Raw genomic sequence first — 19054 nt, 5'->3', positions numbered from 1 at the left:
AAGTGACCTTCTGGAAGGTCACGAAGCACGAGCGGAATCGATCCTGGTTCTTCAAGACAGCATGGCGGTCTCTGCCCTGCTGTCTGTGGATCGATGGAAGCCGTGCCTGAGAGAGAAATTAGTCGAGAACAAGCCCTTGGTAAGCCTCTCCGAAAGTGAAGCAGCAGTATTACTTCTTTTTAGCGGAACTTTTATTTTCAAGGTAGCCATTTATCAAAAGGCTTATTAAAAGACTGATGTGCTTATAAGAAAGCTGCGCCGGCGGTTTTTCTGACAAAAATGTTTGTGATAAAAGCAGATCTTCTTCTGTTTAATAATTATAAGAACGAAGCGGAAACCGGGATATGCCTGTTTGTTTTAGAGAGCATTGCTCCTCTCGACCAGCAGTATTCTTCATAAAGATCTTGAAGATGAGACTTTAAGATTATTTGGACGGGTGCGCCAGTGCGCGGTGAAAGTTCATTCAGCCTCTGGAAAACGAAAAATCCCGCAGAGGAGCGCGTCCACAGCAGATCAGTTTCAGCTAATTTTCCTTCTATTGTCAATGAACATCATAGAGCTTATTAACAGCATTTTTTCTATGCTGTTCCCCGTACTTTAAGCAGCATCTGCATCACTTGGAAAAACTGAATAATATACTTACTCTGGAGGTGCCGTCATAATGACAGCAAAACAAAAAGCAGTAGTAGTGGGAGCAGGCTTAGGTGGTCTTTCTGCAGCAATGCGCTTAGCAGGAGACGGATACGAAGTAACAGTACTCGAAAAAAATGAAACTATCGGCGGGAAATTGAACCAGCGGAGCGGAAAAGGATTTACTTTCGACACAGGTCCTTCCATTCTTACGATGCCCTGGGTGCTCGAAAAACTTTTTCAGAGTGTGCACCGGAACATCAATGATTATATGGATATTGTAAGAATCGAGCCGCAGTGGCGGACTTTCTACGAAGATGGCACTTCTATCGACGTGCTTTCCGATATTCCCGGCATGCTCGAGGAAATGCGTAAAGTAAAAGCGGAGCCCGGAAAGTCATTTATGAAATTCCTTTCCTACTCTCAGGATATGTATGATTTATGTATGAAAAGCTTTTATAAGACTTCCATTGGGGGATTAAAAGACCTGCGCCAGCAGCACACCCTGAAAGAGCTTCTTTCCATGGACCCCTTTCATACAGTGGCGGACAGTACGAAAAAACATTTCGACAACAAATACCTGGAGCAGCTGTTTAATTTCTTCGTCATGTACGTGGGCTCCAATCCATATCAGTCACCTGCGATACTGAACCAGCTCGTATATGTGCAGCTCGGCCTGGGAATTCATTATGTGAAAGGCGGCATGTACAATATTGCCAGGGGAATGAAAACAGTCCTCGATGAACTTCGGGTGGATGTACTGGTGAATTCTCCGGTTTCACACATTTATATTAAAGAAGACAAAGCCCAGGGAGTAGTAACGGAATCCGGGGATTTTTACGAAGCAGATATTGTCGTCTCAAACCTGGAAGCAATTCCTGCATATAAACAGCTTCTTCCTAAAACAGGCAAGACGAAAAAAGAAATAAAAACACTAACAAAAAATTTCGCCCCTACTGTTTCCGGACAGGTTCTGCTGCTCGGTGTAAACAAGAAATTCACAGAACTCGAACATCACAATTTCTTCTTCTCGGAAGATCCGGAAAAAGAATTCAAGCAAATATTCGAAAAAGGAGTGCCGGCTGATGATCCGACGATTTATATTGGGGTTTCTTCTAAAACCGATCCTTCGCAAGCTCCGGAAGGGAAGGAAAACCTCTTCGTTCTCACCCACGTCCCGCCAAAAACCGCGCTGAAGAAAAAAGTGGACTGGGATAAATACCGTGAAGTCATTCTCGATAAACTGGAACGCATGGGAATGGAAGGCCTCCGTGATTCCATTGAATTCGAATATGAATTCACTCCGGATACAATCGAAGAACTTTATGGCTCGCATGGCGGCTCCATTTACGGCATTGCAGCTGATAAAGCAACGAACGGCGGCTTTAAAATTCCTGCGAGAAGCCAGGTGTATGAAAATCTGTACTTCAGCGGGGGTGCTACCCATCCCGGCGGCGGAGTGCCGATGGTGACACTTTCTGGCCAGCTGACCGCTGATTTAATTAAAGAAGATCGCGAGAAAAAAGAACTCAAAACGAAAAAAGCAAAATAATTTAAAAAGGACCGTTCTGTCGATAACGACATGAGAACGGTCCTTTTACATATTGAGATTGCAGCTGGCACTTTCCCCCCCCCGGCACAGTATGGGAAAATTAACTCATCTGAGCTGCAGACAAAATTCAAAGAAAACTTCTTCTGCGCCAATGCATTTCCTCTGCATTAAGAAAACAATAGAAATCTACTGATTCAATATCAGACGTTTTTCTTCCCGCTGTGCCTGTCTGCCAGGCGTTCAAGCACGGCATCCAGCGGAAGTTTCTGCTCCTGCAGCAATACGAGCCAGTGGTAAAGAAAATCGGCACTTTCCCACGTAAGTTCCTGCGCATCTTTATTTTTCGCTGCAATAATTATTTCTGAAGCTTCTTCCCCGACTTTCTTTAAAATCTTGTCTACTCCTTCATCAAATAAGTAAGTAGTATAAGATCCCTCCGGTCGAGTCTCTTCCCGCTCTTTCAAAAGCTGTTCCAGTTCTTCAATAACAGCAAAGCGTTCTTTCTCTGTTTTCTCAGGTGTTTCACCTTCACCCGTCCAGAGCGCATCTGAAAAACAGCTTCTTGCCCCTGTGTGGCAGGCAGGGCCGTTCGGCGTTACGAATACGACAAGTGCATCCTGGTCGCAGTCATAGCGGATTTCATTTACTTTCTGGGTATTGCCGGAAGTCGCTCCTTTGTGCCAGAGTTCCTGCCGGGACCGGCTGTAAAACCATGTTTCGGCAGTATCCAAAGTTTTTTGGAGCGATTCTTTATTCATATAAGCAAGTGTCAGAACTTCTTTGGAAGAGGCATCCTGCACAATTGCAGGAATCAGCCCCTGCTGATCAAAGACCAGCTGATCAATTTGAATCATCGAATTGGGAGCCCCTTTTCTTTAAGATACGTTTTCACTTCTGCCACCGATGTTTCGCGGTAGTGGAAGATGGAGGCAGCAAGCGCTGCATCTGCTTTGCCCTCGTTAAAAACCGTGGCAAAATGCTCTTTATTTCCTGCCCCTCCGGAGGCAATGACCGGGACGCTTACCGCTTCGCTCACAGTTTTCGTCAGTGCTTCTGCAAAGCCGGATTTTTCTCCATCCTGGTCCATGCTGGTTAACAGAATTTCTCCTGCGCCCTGTGCGACGGCTTCTTTTGCCCAAGCCACTACCTCGCGTTCCGTCGGCTTTCTGCCTCCGTGCGTATACACTCTCCAGGAATTAAGCGCATCATCCCATTTTGCATCTATCGCAACAACAATACACTGTGTGCCGAAAAATGCTGCTCCCTCCCTGATCAACTCAGGACGGAGCACCGCTGCAGTATTTAAAGATACTTTATCTGCTCCTGCACGCAGGATTCGTTTCATATCCTCCAGAGCATTAATGCCGCCTCCTACAGTAAAAGGAATGGCAAGTTTCCCTGCTACCTGTTCTACAACATCAACCATTGTTTCCCTGCCTTCATGGGAAGCTGAAATATCAAGGAACACAAGCTCATCTGCTCCCTGTTCGTCATAAAATGCAGCAAGCTCTACAGGATCTCCCGCATCGCGGAGGTTTACAAATTGTATGCCTTTAACTACGCGTCCCTCTTTCACATCCAGACATGGAATAATTCGTTTTGTGAGCATATCAGCGCTCCACCTCCGCCAACGCCTGCGAAAGGTCAATTTTGTCTGTATATAGTGCTTTCCCGATAATTGCACCGGAAATCCCTTTACTGCTGTACTGAGAAAGCTCCTGCAGGTCCGCCATGCTGCTTACGCCGCCTGAAGCGATCACCTGCTTTTCCGTCGCACGGCCGAGACTTGCAATGGCTTCCACGTTTGGCCCGGACATCATGCCGTCACGGGAAATATCCGTCATAATAAAAGTTTCCGCTCCCGCCTCTGCAAGCTCTTTTCCTAATTCTTCCGCACGAACTTCAGAAGTTTCCAGCCAGCCGTGTGTTGCTACGTATCCGTCTCTCGCATCTATTCCAATTGCAATTTTTTCTCCGCCGTATTCATTGAGCATCGATTGAACAAAATCCGGATCGGAAATTGCAGCGCTCCCTAAAATAACGCGTGCCACTCCTGCTTCCAAATATGCAGCCACATCTTCCGGCGTACGGATTCCGCCGCCGATTTGAATATTTGCATCCAGCTCTTTTGCAGCACGGATTACATATTCCTGGTTCACAGGCTTTCCAGCTTTAGCCCCGTCCAAATCGACCATGTGGATCCAGGAAGCTCCTTTTTCTGCAAATGCTTTTGCCATTTCAAAAGGAGAATCTCCATAAACTGTTTCTTTATCATAGTCGCCCTGCAGCAGACGGACGCACTTCCCGCCGCGCATATCGATCGCAGGATAAATAGTGAATTTACTCAACACGTACGCCTCCTTTCTGTTCTACAAAGTTTTTCAGCATGCTGACTCCTACAGAACTGCTTTTCTCCGGGTGAAACTGTGTCGCCCAGATATTATCCTTCGCTACTACTGCAGAAACCTGTTCATTTGCATAATCCGTCGAAGCGACGAGAATATCCTCTGTATCAGCCTTCACAAAATAGGAATGAACAAAATAAACGTGACCCTCTTCTACTTCTTTCAGGATAGGGTGTTCCGGCTGTTTGAAAATAAGCTGATTCCAGCCCATATGAGGTACTTTTACTTTTCCTGCAGGAAAATGAATGGCGCGGCCGGGAAGAAGTCCCAGCCCCTTCGTGTTGCCGTTCTCTTCACTTTCTTCAAAAAGAAGCTGCATTCCAAGACAGATTCCAAGCAGCGGTTTTCCGTCTTCTGTCCATTGCTTCACGAAAGTATCGAGTCCCCGCTTCTCCAATTCAGCCATACCGTCTTTAAATGCCCCTACTCCCGGCAGAATCAGCATGTCTGCTTTCGCCAGATCTTCCGCATGCTCTGATAAAAATGGTGTGTGGCCCAAACGCTCCAATGCTTTTGTTACACTGTGCAGATTTCCCATTCCGTAGTCAATGATCCCGATCATGACAAACTTCCTTTCGTAGAAGGTACACCCTTTACTCTTGGGTCGAGCATGGTTGCTTCATCCAGTGCACGGCCCAGCGCTTTAAATATTGCTTCAATTACATGGTGTGCATTTGTGCCGTAATGTATATTTACGTGAAGATTCATGCGAGCTTCCAGTGCCAGCTTCCATAAAAATTCTTCAATCAGCTCTGTATCAAATGTTCCCAGCTTCCGGTGCGGGATTTCTCCTTTTAACTCGAAATGCGGACGGTTGCTTAAATCAATCACTACGTGCGCCAGTGCATCATCCATCGGAACAAATGCAGAGCCGTAACGTCGGATGCCTTTTTTATCTCCAAGTGCTTCACCGAGTGCCGTACCAAGCACGATTCCGATATCTTCTGTCGTATGATGGTCATCAATGTCCACATCCCCGTGCGCATTCAGCTTCAAATCGAACAGTCCGTGTCTCGTAAATAAATCAAGCATGTGGGACATAAAAGGAACATTCGTATTTAACTCCGCTTCTCCCTCACCATCAATTGTAAATGTCAGTTCAATCTGCGTTTCTTTTGTATCACGTTTTTTACTCGCTGTTCTCTTTTCCATAGAGAGCTCCCTTCTCCAGACGAATTTCTACTGCTCGTGCATGTGCTTCTAAATTTTCAAGTCTTGCAAAAGCTGCCACTTTTTCTCCATTTTCAATCATGGCCTGCTCACTGTAGGCGATGATACTGGATTTTTTCGTGAAATCTTCTACATTCAAAGGACTGGAAAAACGGGCTGTCCCGTTTGTAGGGAGCACGTGATTCGGTCCTGCAAAGTAATCGCCGATCGGTTCAGAGCTGTTTTCCCCGATAAATATCGCTCCTGCATGCTTAATTTTTCCCATCACGTCCCACGGCTTTGCGACGTGAAGCTCTAAATGCTCGGCAGCAAGTTCATTCACCGCTGCAATTGCCTGCGCTAAATTATCAGCTACATAAATATTGCTGAAATCACGGATTGCTGCTTCTGCAATATCTTTTTTAGGAAGTGTTTCCAGCTGCTGTTCTACTTCTTTCAGCGTTTCTTCTGCTACATCCTGGCTTGTAGTGACAAGTATCGCAGAAGACATCGGATCATGCTCCGCCTGGCTGAGAAGGTCGGCTGCAATGTAGTCCCCGTGGCCGGAGGCATCTGCCAGAACAACTACTTCGCTCGGCCCGGCAATCATATCAATATCGACTGTGCCGTAGACAAGCTGTTTCGCAAGCGCGACAAAGATATTCCCCGGGCCTGTTATTTTATCTACCGGGGCAATCGTTTCTGTGCCATAGGCAAGGGTTCCGACTGCCTGTGCGCCTCCAACTTTATAGATTTCTTCGACACCAAGCTCCCGGGCCGTTACAAGCACGATATCTTCCAGTCTGCCGTTTTTCTGCGGCGGGGACACCATGACAATTCTTTCTACCCCTGCTACCTGCGCAGGTATGACATTCATTAGAATAGAAGAAGGATATGCCGCACGTCCCCCAGGCACATACACCCCCACTGCTTCCAGCGGCGTTATTTTCTGTCCGAGAATGGTTCCATCCGGCTTCGTTGTAATCCAGGTTTCCTGGCGCTGCCGCTCGTGAAAATCACGAATGTTCGCAATCGCTTCCCGGATGATCGCTCTTGTTTCATCATCCACATTTTTTTCTGCATCGTGGATTTCTTCCTCCGTCACTTTTGCATCTGCTAAAGCGACCTCATCAAACTTCTCTGTATACTTCTGCACCGCTGTATCTCCATTTTCTCTTACATCTTCTAAGATGGAAAGTACAGAGGCACGCTGGGCTGAAGTACCTTGATCGATCGAACGCTTCAAGGTGATATCTTTTGTTAAAGGAATGATTTTCATCAGGCATTCTCCTTATTTACCACTACAGAAAGGCGGTCTACCATATCATCAATCTGCGCTGCTTTCGTACGGTAACTGACAGGATTCACGATAAAACGGGAAGTAATTGGCATCATCGTTTCAATTTCCACCAGGCCGTTTTCCCGCAGCGTCTGTCCGGTGGAAACAATATCCACGATCCGGTCTGCCAGTCCTACGATAGGGGCAAGTTCAATAGAGCCGTTTAATTTGATGATTTCCACCTGTTCCCCCTGCTCGCGGAAATAATCTGAAGTAAGTTTAGGATATTTGGAGGCTACTTTCGGTGCAACATCACGTCCTGGACTGTATGTTGGAAGAGCTGCGACTGCCATATAGCAGGAACTGATTTTTAAATCCAGTACCTCATACACGTCTCTTTCTTCTTCAATCATCACATCTTTGCCCGCCACACCTACGTCTGCCACGCCGTGTTCTACATAAGTCGGGACATCCATCGGTTTTGCCAGAATAAACTGCATCCCGGATTGCGGAACTTCAATAATCAGCTTTCTTGAATCGTCGAATTCAGGCGGCAGGTCATATCCTGCTTCCCGGAGCAGTTCGACTGCTTCTTCAAATATTCTTCCTTTTGGCATTGCCACCGTTAACAGTTCACTGCTCATCTCCAGCTCCCCCATTTCCGTTTGAACCAATATAATAAATTACATCCTCAAACTGTTTTGAATAAGCATCTACGTCTTCAATCCCAGTGATTTCCTGCATCACGACCGAGCGCGCTTCTGTTCTTTGTTTTTTGGCTTCATCCATCGCTTCTTTCCGGCGTTCACTGCTGAAAATAATACAGGTATCTTTTTTTACTTTTTGTTTTGCTTTACCGAGAGCTTCCGTTAACCGGTCTACCCTTAGACCGAATCCTGTTGCCGGCTCTGCATGATGAAACTGTGCAAGCAGCTGGTCATAGCGGCCGCCTCCGCCGAGAGGATAGCCGAGCCCTTCGCTGTATGCCTCAAATACGGTACCGGTGTAATAGCTCATATGCATTACCAGGTTTAAATCTATTAACACGCGATCACTCATATTATAGTCTTCTAATATATGAAGGAGTTTCTGCAGCTGTTCGAGTGCTTTTTTCCCTGCTTCTGATTCCGTCAGTTTTTCCGCTTTTTCTACGATATCTTTTCCGCCTTTTAAACGGAGCAGCTCATGCAGCCTGCGCTTGTCGAGAGAGGAAAGTGGAAGTTCGTCGACAGCTTTACGGAAACCGACATAATTTTTTTCGTAGAGATACCTTCTGAATTCCTGGGCACGTTCCTCGTTACCGAGCACTTCTTTCAGCAGGGCATTCACGAAACCAACATGTCCGATCGCGATCTGATAGGAAGTAACTTCCGCTTTCTGAAGAGAGGAGATCATTAAGGAAATAACTTCTGCATCCGCACTGGAAGATTCATCTCCGATCAATTCCACTCCCACCTGTTCAAATTCTGCCGGCTTTCCTCCTTCATACTGCTGCGCACGAAATACCGGTGCATCATAAGTTAAGCGAAGCGGACGCTTCACGTTTTTTAAAGTCGATCCTGCAATTCTTGCAATAGGAGCAGTCATGTCCGGCCGGAGGACGAGTGTGTTTCCTTCCTGATCAAGCAGTTTAAACAGCTGCTGGTCGAGTATGGCGGAAGCTGCCCCTACTGTTTCGTTAAACTCTACTGTAGGTGTTTCCACATTCTCGTAGCCCCACAGTCTCATTTCTTCTGCGACCGCGCTTTTCACCTGCGTTTTCAGCTGATAAAGTTCCGGGAGCGTGTCTCGCATGCCCTGCGGTTTTTCAAACATAAATAGTTTCGACATTTTTTCCATTCCTTCCGTAAGCAATATATATCCGATTCACTTTACCGTGCTAACGTGATAGAGTGATAAAGACCTTAAAACATAGTTTACAGGGCAATTTATCCTGCGTCAACCAACTTCTATATGTAATGAGAAAGTTCATTTTTTTCTGTGGCAACAATCTATATTAATTTATATAAATAAGCATGAATATTTATATAAATAGGAGCCAGCTGCTCATTCAGAAGCTGCTGGCTCATCTTTCGTCCGGATGATCTGCATTGGATTGCCGCCGACAAACGCACCTGCCGGTACATCTTTATGTACCAGCGTGGCTGCAGAAACTACCGCTCCGTCCCCGATGGTCACTCCCGGCAGGATGGTGGTGTTTGCTCCGATCATCACGTTTTCTCCGATGCGTACTTCTCCCAGACGATATTCATTTATTAAATATTCATGTGCCAGAATCGTGGTGTTATATCCTACCACACTATTTTTTCCTATCTTTATTTTTTCAGGAAACATGACATCAAACATCACCATTAAAGCTATCGCTGCCTGATCGCCTATATCTGCGCGCAGAAAAGTACGGTAAAGCCAGTTTTTCACACCTAAAAAAGGCATATACCGTGCTGCCTGAATCACAATAAAGTTTTTCATCACTTTTAGAAACGGTACGGTCTTATAAATGTGCCAGAGTGAATTTGCAGATTTCACAGGAAAGCGTTCTGTATTTCGCGGCATTGCCGTTTCCTCCTCGTGTCGTGATGGAATTTCATATGATCAGCTTCTTTTCTGCTGTTTCCTTCCGATAAACATTGCAGCTGGTATTAAACGCTTTGCTTTTCCAGACTTTCCATATAATCAAGCAGATCTGTCATCTTCTCAAGCATGACATCCGGGTCGAACGTTTCCAGGAATTCTTTCCCTTTGATAGACCAGGATACGCCTGCAGAAAGTGTGCCTGTATTTTTTCCCGCGAGAATATCATGTTCACTGTCTCCTACCATGACTGCCTGTTCCGGAGATTTATTCAGCTGCTCCAGTGCAAGCATTAAAGGTTCCGGGTCCGGTTTGTATCGGGTTACTTCATCAAGAGACACTACTACCGGAAAGTATTCTTCCATTCCCATCAGCTGCAGCCCTTTCAGCGCTGTATCTCTTTTTTTCGTAGTAACTACTGCCATAGCATAGCCCTGTTCCTGCAGCTTATCCAAAGTTTCTTTTACACCTTCGTATTCCGTTACAAGTGAATCATGATTTGCGTGGTTAAACTTTCGGTATACATCTATCATTTCATCTACATGATCCGGATTCATCCGCTCAAAAGTTTCAGATAAGGGCGGGCCTATAAACGAAGGAATATCATTCCGCTCATACTTTCCCGGGAAATATTCCTCCAGGGTATGCTCAAATGAAGCAACAATCAAATCAATTGTATTAATGAGCGTACCATCCAGGTCAAATAAGATTGTATCTATTTTATTCGTCATATATAAAAACTCCTTTAAAATTAGCGGTCTGAGGAAGCAGATGGGACATCTTCATATTCAGTATCCGGGGGCTGTTTTTCTAGCCGGTTCCATACAAAAGCTACGGCGATCGTTAATAATATTGCGGTAATCAAGCGGATAAGCAGAAGCGGCCAGAGCGGAATGCCGAGCGGCGCAAACAGCAGTGTATCTTCAATTACTGCGTGACAGGCCACGAGAAAAATGAACACAAGATAAAGGTCTTTTTTCTCCACGCCATCTTCTTTTACTGCCTGAATCATTACGCCTGCGCCGTAAGCCAACCCAAATAACAGACCTGCTGCAAGCGTGGTGGAAGTATTGGATTTCACCCCAAGTACTTTTGTAAAAGGCGTCATCCAGCGGGAGAACACCGGCAGCCATCTCATATCTTTCATTATCTGCACGAATATCATAATAGGAATCACAATGACGGCCAGCTGCAGTATCCCAATCAAAGCACTTTCCACCCCGTACATGACGATAGCACCGAACCCTTCCACTTCTGAGGGGCCTGCAGGGACAAAACCATAGCTCGCCCGTTCTGCTCCGCCCTGCCAGACAAGGTGGATCAGCCAGGCAGAAAATAAGGCGAGTCCTATTCTGACTGCAAGAACGACACTTATGCTCAGACCGACTTGCTTTGCCACGGCGGACTCTACAAATAAATTATGGGAAAACGACAGCATGACTGCAAGGATAAACACTTCCTTTACCGTCAGATCCATTGTCAGCATCGCACCGATTGCAGCATATAAATTCAGCACATTTCCAAGGACTAATGGGATGGCAGCTTCTCCAGGCAGCCCAATCCAGCCCATCAGCGGAGATAGAACCCGCGTCAGCCAGTCCATTACGAACGTCTGGCTGAGCATCGTTACAATAAGTGTTATTGGAAAGATTATTTTCCCGAGCTTCCAGGTTGTCTGCAGCCCGACAAGCAGCCCTTGTTTTAAGGTTTGCATTCTAAAGCATCCTTCCTTTAATCATCTAGATATCGCTTGTCTGCAAGGCCAGCCTTTCTCCGGTAAAGAATCAAGGCGATTCCGCCAACGATAAGAATAATTGATAATACCTGCGCAGTCCGCAGTGTTCCGAACAGAAGCAGATAGTCCGTGCGGATTCCTTCGATAATAAGTCTTCCAATGGAATAATAAATTACATACGTTAAGAACATCTCTCCGCGCCGCAGATTTACGCGCCGCAGGTATAACAACAGAGCCACCCCGAGTATATTCCAGATCGATTCATATAAAAAGGTAGGATGGTGATAAGCACCGTCAATAAACATCTGGTTGATAATAAATTCAGGAAGCAGTAAACTCTCTAAAAATCCACGGGAAACCTCTCCGCCGTAGACTTCCTGATTCATGAAATTTCCCCAGCGGCCGATTGCCTGGCCGAGCAGAATACCGGGTGCAGTAATATCTGCCAGTTTCCAGAAAGAGACTCCCCGCTTTTTTGCGAAGATTAATCCTGTAATAACAGAGGCGATTAATGCTCCGTGTATTGCAATACCGCCCTCCCAGATATACAAGACACTGATCGGATCATCTGCAAATTGATCCCAGCGAAAGATTACATAATATATTCTTGCTCCGATAATCGCAGCGGGAAGTGCAAACATAAGCAGGTCTGCCAGCAGATCATCAGGCAGACCTCGTTTTTTTGCTTCATGATTTGCAAGCAGATACCCCAGAAAGGCACCTAGTCCTATTAAAATTCCATACCAGAAAACTGTAATGGGTCCCAGTTCAAATGCCACTGGATTCAATGGCTGAGTAGATAGCAGCACTTCTTTCACCTCGTTCAATTATTTTATCTGCAATGGTGATTTCAATTTTATGAAAGCTGCTTCATTAGCAGTTCAGAGTGTAGATAAGTTCGAATATCATGTCTGTTGATTATCTATTTAATTGAAAAAATTCACCTATAAGAGACAGTAATACAGTGGCTGCGGTTTCTATTTCTTCGCTTGCCGTGGAGAAAGCTTTCAGCTTCCCCGGGAAGAACACCGGGGTGATCTTCAAACTTTCTTTTTCCACAGGCGTCTCGAAATAACACCTTGCCACTGCGGAATACCTTTTATTTACGTGTAAGAAATAATGGTATCTTATCATTTAGTCAAACTACAGGATCGCTTAGAAAGCATCATCTGCTGAAAATACTTTAATATTCCTATGAAGTTAGCTTTCTATATTAATATTAATCGTTATCATGATCACTTTCTTCGATTACGGAGGTGAGGCGCTCTGAAAACTGCTCCGCTGCGTTGATTCCCATTCGCTTCAAGCGGAAGTTCATTGCCGCTACTTCAATGATAACAGCAAGGTTTCTTCCTGGACGTACCGGTACTGTCAGCTTTGGAAGATCTGTATCCAGAATCTGCAGATAATCTTCGTCGAGTCCAAGACGGTCATACTGCTTCTTTTGGTCCCATGCTTCAAGGTCAATCCCAAGACCAATTCTTTTTTCATTACGTACTGAGCCGGCACCAAACAACGTCATCACGTTAATGATACCCAGCCCGCGGATTTCCAGAAGATGACGAATCAGCTCCGGCGCTTTTCCGACGAGCACCCCATCCTGTTCCTGGCGAATTTCCACAGAATCATCTGCTACCAGCCTGTGTCCACGTCTTACCAGGTCGAGCGCTGTTTCACTTTTACCTACACCGCTTGAGCCGGTAATTAAAACTCCTATACCGTATATATCAATAAGAACCCCATGAAGTGCAGTCATTGGGGCAAGCTTGCTCTCCAAAAAGATTGTCAGCTTACTGCTGAGCCGGGTTGTGGAAATCTGCGTGGAAAATACAGGTACGCCGACTTCATTCGCTGCTTCTTTTAACGCCTCAGGTACATCAATACCCCTTGACAGGATAATCGCAGGAGTGTCATAGGTGCAAAGTCTTTTCATGCGATCCTGCTGATCTTCCGTGCTTAATTGTTCATAAAAAGACATTTCCGTTTTCCCTAAAAGCTGAATTCGTTTCGCTGGATAGTATGTAAAATAACCTGCCATTTCCATCCCCGGACGTGAAATATCGCTCGTAGTAATCGGACGGAAAGTTACAGATTCCTCGTCATTTACTAAAGTTAATTGAAATTCCTCCATCAAGCCTTCTGCTGTTACTTCTGCCATTTAAAACTCTCCTCTCAACTTACATTGCCTTCGTCCATTTTAGCATATCAGACCTTCCAGTGCCTCAGAAGAAATTCGGGAAAAAACTGCACAAGAAGACAGGTAATGCTTATAGTGGAAAGAGAACGAAATAATTAAAAATTTTGTATGCTTCCTTACCAGATGTTTTAACATAACCAGTGGAAGCTTTTTCTGTAAGGCTCTGATGTTAATATAAGAAAAGCCCGCCTGCGGCTCTTTTGTCTGCGCTTGCCGCGGAGAAATCCTTCAGCTATCCCTCCCTTTCGTCCGGGATGATCTTCATGCTTTCTTTTCCGCAGGTGTCTACACCGCCTTGGCTTCGCTTTGTTGATAGAAAAGCTTGTAATAGAAACAATTTTTTTCTATTGTTTCGCAAAGGAAAGAACGAAGCGAAAACCGGCGGACGCACAGCCGGGAAGATCCCGCAGCGAAGTTTTCTCTTATCAACAATGAGCATTAACAGAGACACTCATGCAAAATTTTTGCACCATAAAGTATGAAAATTAATACTGCTGTGTAACGAAGGAGAGGACACCCAAAGGATAAGCGCAGTTCGAGAATCCAAGTGACCTTCTGGAAGGTCACGAAGCACGAGCGGAATCGATCCTGGTTCTTCAAGACAGCATGGCGGTCTGTGCCCTGCTGTCTGTGGATCGATGGAAACCGTGCCCTGAGAGAGAAATTAGTCGAGAACAAGCCCTTGGGCAAGCCTCGCCGAAAGTGAAGCAGTATGATTACTTCTTTTTAGCAAAACTTTTATTTTCAAGGTAGCTTTCTATAAAAAAAGCAGCACCCTGTAACAGGCACTGCTTTTCTCGAGAAATTATTTTTTCGTAAGTGGATCGACAATAAAATTAGAAATAATCGCATTCAGTATCGCGAAAATAATAGAAGCCAGCAGCGCTGCTCCAAAACCGTCAATTACAAAGCTGTCGCCCATCATCCATGCGGTCAGCATCAGCGTAATCGCATTAATCACGAATAAAAACAGCCCGAGGGTTAAAATCGTTACAGGCAGTGTAAGCACTACAAGAATAGGTTTTACAATGACGTTTACTACAGCAAGGATAAAACTCGCCAGCAGAGCCGCACCGAATCCTGTCAACTCAATATTTCCGAATACATTGGCAATAAGCAGCAGCACTCCAGCATTCACTATTAACTGAATCAGCCAGCTCATTGTTCATTCACTTCGGTATCATTCGGCATTAACAAAATTCCAATGATGTACAGTGAAATGATAAGAAGCGAAAAAGGAAAAGCGAGAATGATAGTTACAATTCGGATGACGGTGGAATCAACGTTAAAATACTCCGCAATCCCACCGCAGACGCCGGCTAATTTTCTGTCACGCGTCGAACGGGTTAATTTGTTCATTGGATATCTCTCCTTTTCTGCATAACTTGAACTTTACTTAATATGCACTGAGCCTGTGGTTGCTTCAGCTTCAATATAAAAGTGGCCTTCTCCCTGCTTGTTGGCTAAGAATGTCAGCCGCTTCTGAGCATATTCTTTCTTTTCTTCAATGATGCTGAGATTAGGGAGCTGGCAGTGAATGCCTCCTACAGACGTTTTCACTTCACCTTCCGTTTTCACCCCATCCGGCACAGCAATGTGTACGCTGCCCATGTGCGTTTTCATGTAAGCCTTTGACTGCGAAGCTTCTGAAAGACGGAAGTGAATCGTGCCATTTACTGATTCGATGTTCATGTTTCCCCTGGCACCGTCAATAGTAACAGTCCCATTCATCGTTTTCAGCTCTCCTTCGACTGTATTCAGCTGACGAACATAGATAGGACCGTTCATCGTTTCCAGCCTTGTTTCTTTTGCATCAATCTGGTCAAACGACATTTTTCCGTTAATTGTTTTCGCAGTTAACTGGTGTACAGGAATATGTTCCCCTGCCATTTTCCCGTTAAACGTATAGAGTTGAAGCTTATCCAGATTTTCTGTTGGGAAATAAATAATTGTATTTACTTTCATTGATTTTTTCCGCACATGAAACTGAAGTTTTCCATTGGAAAAGCTGAACGCCGCTTCACGCAGAAATTCTTTTCGGGCAGTTTCACTGTCTTTCACTCTGTAAACTTCCACATCGCATTCGATCCGGATGTCTTTTTCCTCCCAGGGACGAAGCTCCACATTTCCATTTTCAATATGAATGTTGGCTTCTTTTAAGAAGACATCTTTATGATCAAAAACATGCTCTACTGATTCGGAGGGACCGAAATTAAAGTCCAGGTCAAAATCCTTTACACGATGCACAGCATCATCAACGAACTCAGAAAATTTGGTTGCAAAAGAAGTCATTTTTTCTTCTGCACGCTGATAATCCCAGGCAGAGCTGGTACGTTTTTTTGCACGGGACTGCTCCTGCTTTTCAGAGGTTTTCTCCTGTGTGTTTTTGAAAGGCTCTTCTTTTTCCTGCTTTTCCGGATCCTCCTTGAGTGCATTGAGGAGATTCATTCCTTCTTCAGCGGAAATTTTTCCGTCCTCAATCATTTTTAAGATCATTCTTCTTTCTTCCTGCATAACAGACACGCTCCTTCCTGTAATATCCTTCTTATTATCATACACTGAACGCTTCTTCCAGTGCCTCCGCCTTCAGACGTATTCTGTCTGGGCCGGTTGTTCTAGGTGTATTACGCATGTGAGCAGCAAATGTTTCATAACTTTATTATTTTACTGAAGCAGTCTGTTTATTCATCTTCTCTTCCATACGTTTTCTTTCACGCTCCAGAATCGGCTTTAAGAAAGCACCTGTATGAGAAGCTTTTACTTCAGCTACTTTTTCAGGAGTTCCCTGCGCGACAAGCTTTCCGCCTTTGTCGCCGCCTTCCGGCCCAAGATCAATCACGTGGTCCACTGTTTTAATGACATCGAGATTATGCTCAATTACAAGTACTGTATCTCCGTTTTCCACCAGGCGCTGCAGCACCTGAAGCAGGCGTGCAATATCCGCCACATGCAGTCCGGTAGTCGGCTCATCTAAAATATAGAAGGTCTTTCCGGTAGATCGTCTATGAAGCTGCGAAGCAAGTTTCACCCGCTGCGCCTCACCTCCGGAAAGAGTAGTGGCAGGTTGCCCCAGCTTAATATACCCGAGCCCCACATCCTGCAGTGTTAACACTTTTCGTTTGATTCTTGGAATATTTTCAAAGAAAGTCACTGCTTCATCTACTGTCATATCAAGAATGTCTGCAATATTCTTTCCCTTATAGGTAATATCCAGCGTCTCCCGGTTGTAGCGTTTTCCGTGGCATTCTTCACACGGCACATAGACATCGGGAAGGAAATGCATTTCAATTTTTATAATGCCGTCTCCGCGGCATGCCTCGCAGCGGCCGCCTTTCACGTTAAAGCTGAAACGCCCTTTCTTATAGCCGCGCATTTTTGCTTCGTTTGTCATCGCAAATACATCGCGGATATCATCAAACATTCCCGTGTAAGTAGCAGGGTTTGATCTAGGAGTACGGCCAATCGGCGACTGATCAATATCCACTACTTTTTCCAGCTGCTCTATACCTTTCACTTCTTTTACTTTCCCCGGCTTGTCTTTCGCCGTCGTTAACTTCTGGGCAAGTGACTTCCGCAGAATATCGTTAATTAACGTACTTTTTCCGGATCCTGAGACTCCGGTTACAGCTACGAGCAGTCCGAGCGGAATATTTACATTTGTTTTCTGAAGGTTATTTTCCTCCGCTCCTTTAATTTCCAGCTTGCGACCGTCCGATTTCCGCCGTTCCGGAGGCAGCGGGATAAATTTTTCGCCGGACAAATACTTTCCTGTTAAGGAATTTTTATCATTCATCACTTCTTCCGGCGTTCCTGTAGAACAGATTTCTCCGCCGTTCACGCCTGCCCCCGGACCGATATCAATCAAGTGGTCAGCCGCAAGCATCGTATCTTCATCGTGTTCCACGACGATCAGCGTATTTCCCAAGTCTCTCATCCGTTCGAGTGTACTGATCAGGCGATGATTGTCCCGCTGATGCAGACCGATAGAAGGTTCATCCAGAATATAAAGCACTCCCATTAAAGAAGAACCAATCTGTGTTGCCAGACGAATGCGCTGTGCTTCTCCTCCTGAAAGCGTTCCTGCTGCGCGGGATAAGGTCAGATATTCAAGACCTACATTCATCAAAAAGCCCAGCCGCTCATCAATTTCCCGAAGAATCATTCTTGCAATTGTCATGTCTTTTTCTGAAAGCTCAAGTTCTTCAAAGAAAGTTTTCGCTTCCTTAATCGACATGCCGGTAACCTGGCCGATATGCAGATGATTTACTTTGACTGCAAGCGCTTCGTCCGTGAGACGATTTCCTTTACACTTTGGGCAAGGTTTCTGCGTCATATACTGTGACATCTGCTCCCGGATGTAATCAGAGCCGGTCTCATGGTAGCGCCGGGAAATATTTTGCAGCACGCCTTCAAAATAAATATCTTTTTCCCTTACTCTGCCAAATTCATTTTTATACCGAAAATGCACTTTCTCATTACCGCTTCCATATAAAATTACGTCTTTTTCTTTTTTCGTAAGTTTTTTAAACGGCTTATCCATGTTGATCTTAAAGTGCTTGCAGATACTTTTCAGTAAAGAAGGATAGTACTGGGAACTGGTCGGTTTCCAGGCAGCAATTGCGTTTTCATTTAAGGAAAGTGATTCATCCGGTACCACAAGTTCTACATCGACTTCCAGCTTGTGGCCGAGTCCGTCACATTTGGAGCACGCGCCAAACGGGCTGTTAAAGGAGAACATTCTCGGCTCCAGCTCACCAATGGAAAATCCGCAGTGCGGGCAGGCATGGTGCTGATTGAACTTCAGCTCTTCCTGGCCAATGACATCAATCATCACCGTTCCATCGGCAAATCGAAGTGCTGTTTCCAGAGAATCCACCAGTCGCGATTCTATTCCTTCTTTAATCACGATCCGGTCAATAATAACCTCGATATTATGCTTTTTATTTTTATCAAGCTGAATGTCATCAGCAACTTCCCGCATTTCCCCATCTACACGTACTCTTACATAGCCTTCTTTCTTGATATCTTCGAGTACTTTCACATGTGTGCCCTTTCGTCCGGACACGACCGGGGCAAGAATCTGCATCTTCGTCCGTTCTTCAAATTCCATCAGCTGATCCGCCATCTGGGAGACGGTCTGGGAAGTAATCTCAATCCCGTGAATCGGACAGATCGGCTTCCCTACTCTCGCATAGAGCAGCCGCAGGTAATCATAAATTTCTGTCACTGTTCCCACCGTGGAGCGTGGGTTTTTAGACGTTGTTTTCTGGTCAATCGAAATTGCCGGGGAAAGTCCTTCAATCGAATCGACATCCGGCTTATCCATCTGCCCAAGAAACTGTCTAGCATACGCTGAAAGTGATTCCACATACCGGCGCTGTCCTTCTGCATAAATTGTATCAAATGCCAGAGATGACTTTCCCGATCCGGATAAACCCGTCATTACAACGAGTTTATCTCTGGGAATTGTTACATCGATGTCTTTCAGATTGTGGGATCTCGCACCTTTCACAATTAAATTATCTAGTGCCATGCC

Annotated in this window: 19 protein-coding genes; 2 read left to right on the top strand and 17 right to left on the bottom strand. The window is 45.2% G+C overall.

Translation table 11 applies throughout. The annotated features are described in order from the left end of the window. Together BLP92_RS18140 and BLP92_RS15995 are read left to right on the top strand one after the other, a co-directional pair. Window positions 1-229 (top strand): hypothetical protein (locus tag BLP92_RS18140; RefSeq protein ID WP_210184577.1); only part of this gene is annotated, 229 nt, incomplete at its 5' end. Window positions 230-661: 432 nt separating this feature from the next. Then, the gene (locus BLP92_RS15995; protein ID WP_090843963.1) at window positions 662-2182 is read left to right on the top strand and encodes a phytoene desaturase family protein; all 1521 of its coding nucleotides are present in this window, start codon (window positions 662-664) and stop codon (window positions 2180-2182) included. A 200-nt stretch (window positions 2183-2382) separates the two neighbouring features. Here the strand turns inward: BLP92_RS15995 and hisIE are convergent, their stop codons facing one another. The 17 genes from hisIE to uvrA all read right to left on the bottom strand — a co-directional run bounded on the left by hisIE (window position 2383) and on the right by uvrA (window position 19051). Further along, window positions 2383-3036, bottom strand: a complete 654-nt coding sequence (gene hisIE / locus BLP92_RS15990) for a bifunctional phosphoribosyl-AMP cyclohydrolase/phosphoribosyl-ATP diphosphatase HisIE (protein WP_090843962.1) — start codon at window positions 3034-3036, stop codon at window positions 2383-2385. Continuing rightward, window positions 3033-3791 carry an imidazole glycerol phosphate synthase subunit HisF gene (gene hisF / locus BLP92_RS15985; RefSeq protein ID WP_090843961.1) on the bottom strand — a complete coding sequence of 253 codons (759 nt, stop codon included), beginning with the start codon at window positions 3789-3791 and terminating at the stop codon, window positions 3033-3035. The genes hisIE and hisF overlap by 4 nt, the downstream gene beginning before the upstream one ends. 1 nt (window position 3792) lies before the next feature. After that, on the bottom strand, window positions 3793-4530 hold the full coding sequence (gene hisA / locus BLP92_RS15980) for a 1-(5-phosphoribosyl)-5-[(5-phosphoribosylamino)methylideneamino]imidazole-4-carboxamide isomerase (protein ID WP_090843960.1): 738 nt from the start codon (window positions 4528-4530) through the stop codon (window positions 3793-3795). After that, window positions 4523-5149, bottom strand: coding sequence for an imidazole glycerol phosphate synthase subunit HisH (hisH, locus tag BLP92_RS15975; protein WP_090843959.1), 627 nt, complete (start codon window positions 5147-5149; stop codon window positions 4523-4525). Before hisH ends, hisA begins: the two co-directional genes overlap by 8 nt. Further along, complete coding sequence (hisB, locus tag BLP92_RS15970) at window positions 5146-5739, bottom strand: imidazoleglycerol-phosphate dehydratase HisB (protein WP_090843958.1); 594 nt, start codon at window positions 5737-5739, stop codon at window positions 5146-5148. The genes hisH and hisB overlap by 4 nt, the downstream gene beginning before the upstream one ends. Next, on the bottom strand, window positions 5717-7015 hold the full coding sequence (hisD, locus tag BLP92_RS15965; RefSeq protein WP_090843957.1) for a histidinol dehydrogenase: 1299 nt from the start codon (window positions 7013-7015) through the stop codon (window positions 5717-5719). The genes hisB and hisD overlap by 23 nt, the downstream gene beginning before the upstream one ends. Then, window positions 7015-7659: an ATP phosphoribosyltransferase gene (hisG, locus tag BLP92_RS15960; protein ID WP_090843956.1), complete on the bottom strand. Its 645-nt coding sequence runs from the start codon at window positions 7657-7659 to the stop codon at window positions 7015-7017. The genes hisD and hisG overlap by 1 nt, the downstream gene beginning before the upstream one ends. Further along, window positions 7649-8845, bottom strand: coding sequence for an ATP phosphoribosyltransferase regulatory subunit (locus tag BLP92_RS15955; RefSeq protein WP_090843955.1), 1197 nt, complete (start codon window positions 8843-8845; stop codon window positions 7649-7651). The genes hisG and BLP92_RS15955 overlap by 11 nt, the downstream gene beginning before the upstream one ends. Before the next feature lie 216 nt (window positions 8846-9061). Continuing rightward, window positions 9062-9568, bottom strand: coding sequence for an acyltransferase (locus BLP92_RS15950; protein ID WP_090843954.1), 507 nt, complete (start codon window positions 9566-9568; stop codon window positions 9062-9064). 86 nt (window positions 9569-9654) lie between these two features. Beyond that, on the bottom strand, window positions 9655-10317 hold the full coding sequence (ppaX, locus tag BLP92_RS15945; RefSeq protein ID WP_090843953.1) for a pyrophosphatase PpaX: 663 nt from the start codon (window positions 10315-10317) through the stop codon (window positions 9655-9657). A 20-nt stretch (window positions 10318-10337) separates the two neighbouring features. Continuing rightward, the gene (locus BLP92_RS15940; protein ID WP_090843952.1) at window positions 10338-11300 is read right to left on the bottom strand and encodes a nucleoside recognition domain-containing protein; all 963 of its coding nucleotides are present in this window, start codon (window positions 11298-11300) and stop codon (window positions 10338-10340) included. 17 nt (window positions 11301-11317) lie between these two features. Further along, entirely contained in the window at window positions 11318-12130 is an 813-nt protein-coding gene (gene lgt / locus BLP92_RS15935) for a prolipoprotein diacylglyceryl transferase (RefSeq protein WP_090843968.1), read from the bottom strand. A 410-nt stretch (window positions 12131-12540) separates the two neighbouring features. Beyond that, window positions 12541-13479 (bottom strand): HPr(Ser) kinase/phosphatase, encoded by a 939-nt coding sequence (hprK, locus tag BLP92_RS15930; RefSeq protein WP_090843951.1) that lies wholly within the window; start codon window positions 13477-13479, stop codon window positions 12541-12543. A gap of 844 nt (window positions 13480-14323) precedes the next feature. After that, window positions 14324-14680, bottom strand: a complete 357-nt coding sequence (locus BLP92_RS15925) for a phage holin family protein (protein WP_090843950.1) — start codon at window positions 14678-14680, stop codon at window positions 14324-14326. Then, entirely contained in the window at window positions 14677-14877 is a 201-nt protein-coding gene (locus tag BLP92_RS15920; RefSeq protein ID WP_090843949.1) for a PspC domain-containing protein, read from the bottom strand. The genes BLP92_RS15925 and BLP92_RS15920 overlap by 4 nt, the downstream gene beginning before the upstream one ends. Window positions 14878-14910: 33 nt before the next feature. Further along, window positions 14911-16032 carry a DUF4097 family beta strand repeat-containing protein gene (locus BLP92_RS15915; protein ID WP_090843948.1) on the bottom strand — a complete coding sequence of 374 codons (1122 nt, stop codon included), beginning with the start codon at window positions 16030-16032 and terminating at the stop codon, window positions 14911-14913. Window positions 16033-16177: 145 nt separating this feature from the next. After that, a complete protein-coding gene (gene uvrA, locus BLP92_RS15910) occupies window positions 16178-19051 on the bottom strand; it encodes an excinuclease ABC subunit UvrA (RefSeq protein WP_090843947.1) in 2874 nt (957 codons plus the stop codon). Window positions 19052-19054 lie beyond the last annotated feature (3 nt).

The sequence above is a fragment of the Alkalicoccus daliensis genome, assembly GCF_900103955.1.
Lineage (GTDB): Bacteria > Bacillota > Bacilli > Bacillales > Salisediminibacteriaceae > Alkalicoccus > Alkalicoccus daliensis.
This window is presented reverse-complemented; position numbering and strand designations above follow the sequence as displayed.

Excerpts from the sequence above, each read along its gene's own strand:
- BLP92_RS15995 (WP_090843963.1), top strand. The coding sequence starts at position 662 with ATGACAGCAAAACAAAAAGCAGTAGTAGTGGGAGCAGGCTTAGGTGGT.
- uvrA (WP_090843947.1), bottom strand. The coding sequence starts at position 19,051 with ATGGCACTAGATAATTTAATTGTGAAAGGTGCGAGATCCCACAATCTG.
- hprK (WP_090843951.1), bottom strand. The coding sequence starts at position 13,479 with ATGGCAGAAGTAACAGCAGAAGGCTTGATGGAGGAATTTCAATTAACT.
- BLP92_RS15955 (WP_090843955.1), bottom strand. The coding sequence starts at position 8,845 with ATGTCGAAACTATTTATGTTTGAAAAACCGCAGGGCATGCGAGACACG.
- hisH (WP_090843959.1), bottom strand. The coding sequence starts at position 5,149 with ATGATCGGGATCATTGACTACGGAATGGGAAATCTGCACAGTGTAACA.
- hisF (WP_090843961.1), bottom strand. The coding sequence starts at position 3,791 with ATGCTCACAAAACGAATTATTCCATGTCTGGATGTGAAAGAGGGACGC.
- hisIE (WP_090843962.1), bottom strand. The coding sequence starts at position 3,036 with ATGATTCAAATTGATCAGCTGGTCTTTGATCAGCAGGGGCTGATTCCT.
- BLP92_RS15915 (WP_090843948.1), bottom strand. The coding sequence starts at position 16,032 with ATGCAGGAAGAAAGAAGAATGATCTTAAAAATGATTGAGGACGGAAAA.
- BLP92_RS15940 (WP_090843952.1), bottom strand. The coding sequence starts at position 11,300 with ATGCAAACCTTAAAACAAGGGCTGCTTGTCGGGCTGCAGACAACCTGG.
- hisB (WP_090843958.1), bottom strand. The coding sequence starts at position 5,739 with ATGGAAAAGAGAACAGCGAGTAAAAAACGTGATACAAAAGAAACGCAG.
- BLP92_RS15950 (WP_090843954.1), bottom strand. The coding sequence starts at position 9,568 with ATGCCGCGAAATACAGAACGCTTTCCTGTGAAATCTGCAAATTCACTC.
- BLP92_RS15925 (WP_090843950.1), bottom strand. The coding sequence starts at position 14,680 with ATGAGCTGGCTGATTCAGTTAATAGTGAATGCTGGAGTGCTGCTGCTT.
- BLP92_RS15920 (WP_090843949.1), bottom strand. The coding sequence starts at position 14,877 with ATGAACAAATTAACCCGTTCGACGCGTGACAGAAAATTAGCCGGCGTC.
- ppaX (WP_090843953.1), bottom strand. The coding sequence starts at position 10,317 with ATGACGAATAAAATAGATACAATCTTATTTGACCTGGATGGTACGCTC.
- hisD (WP_090843957.1), bottom strand. The coding sequence starts at position 7,015 with ATGAAAATCATTCCTTTAACAAAAGATATCACCTTGAAGCGTTCGATC.
- hisG (WP_090843956.1), bottom strand. The coding sequence starts at position 7,659 with ATGAGCAGTGAACTGTTAACGGTGGCAATGCCAAAAGGAAGAATATTT.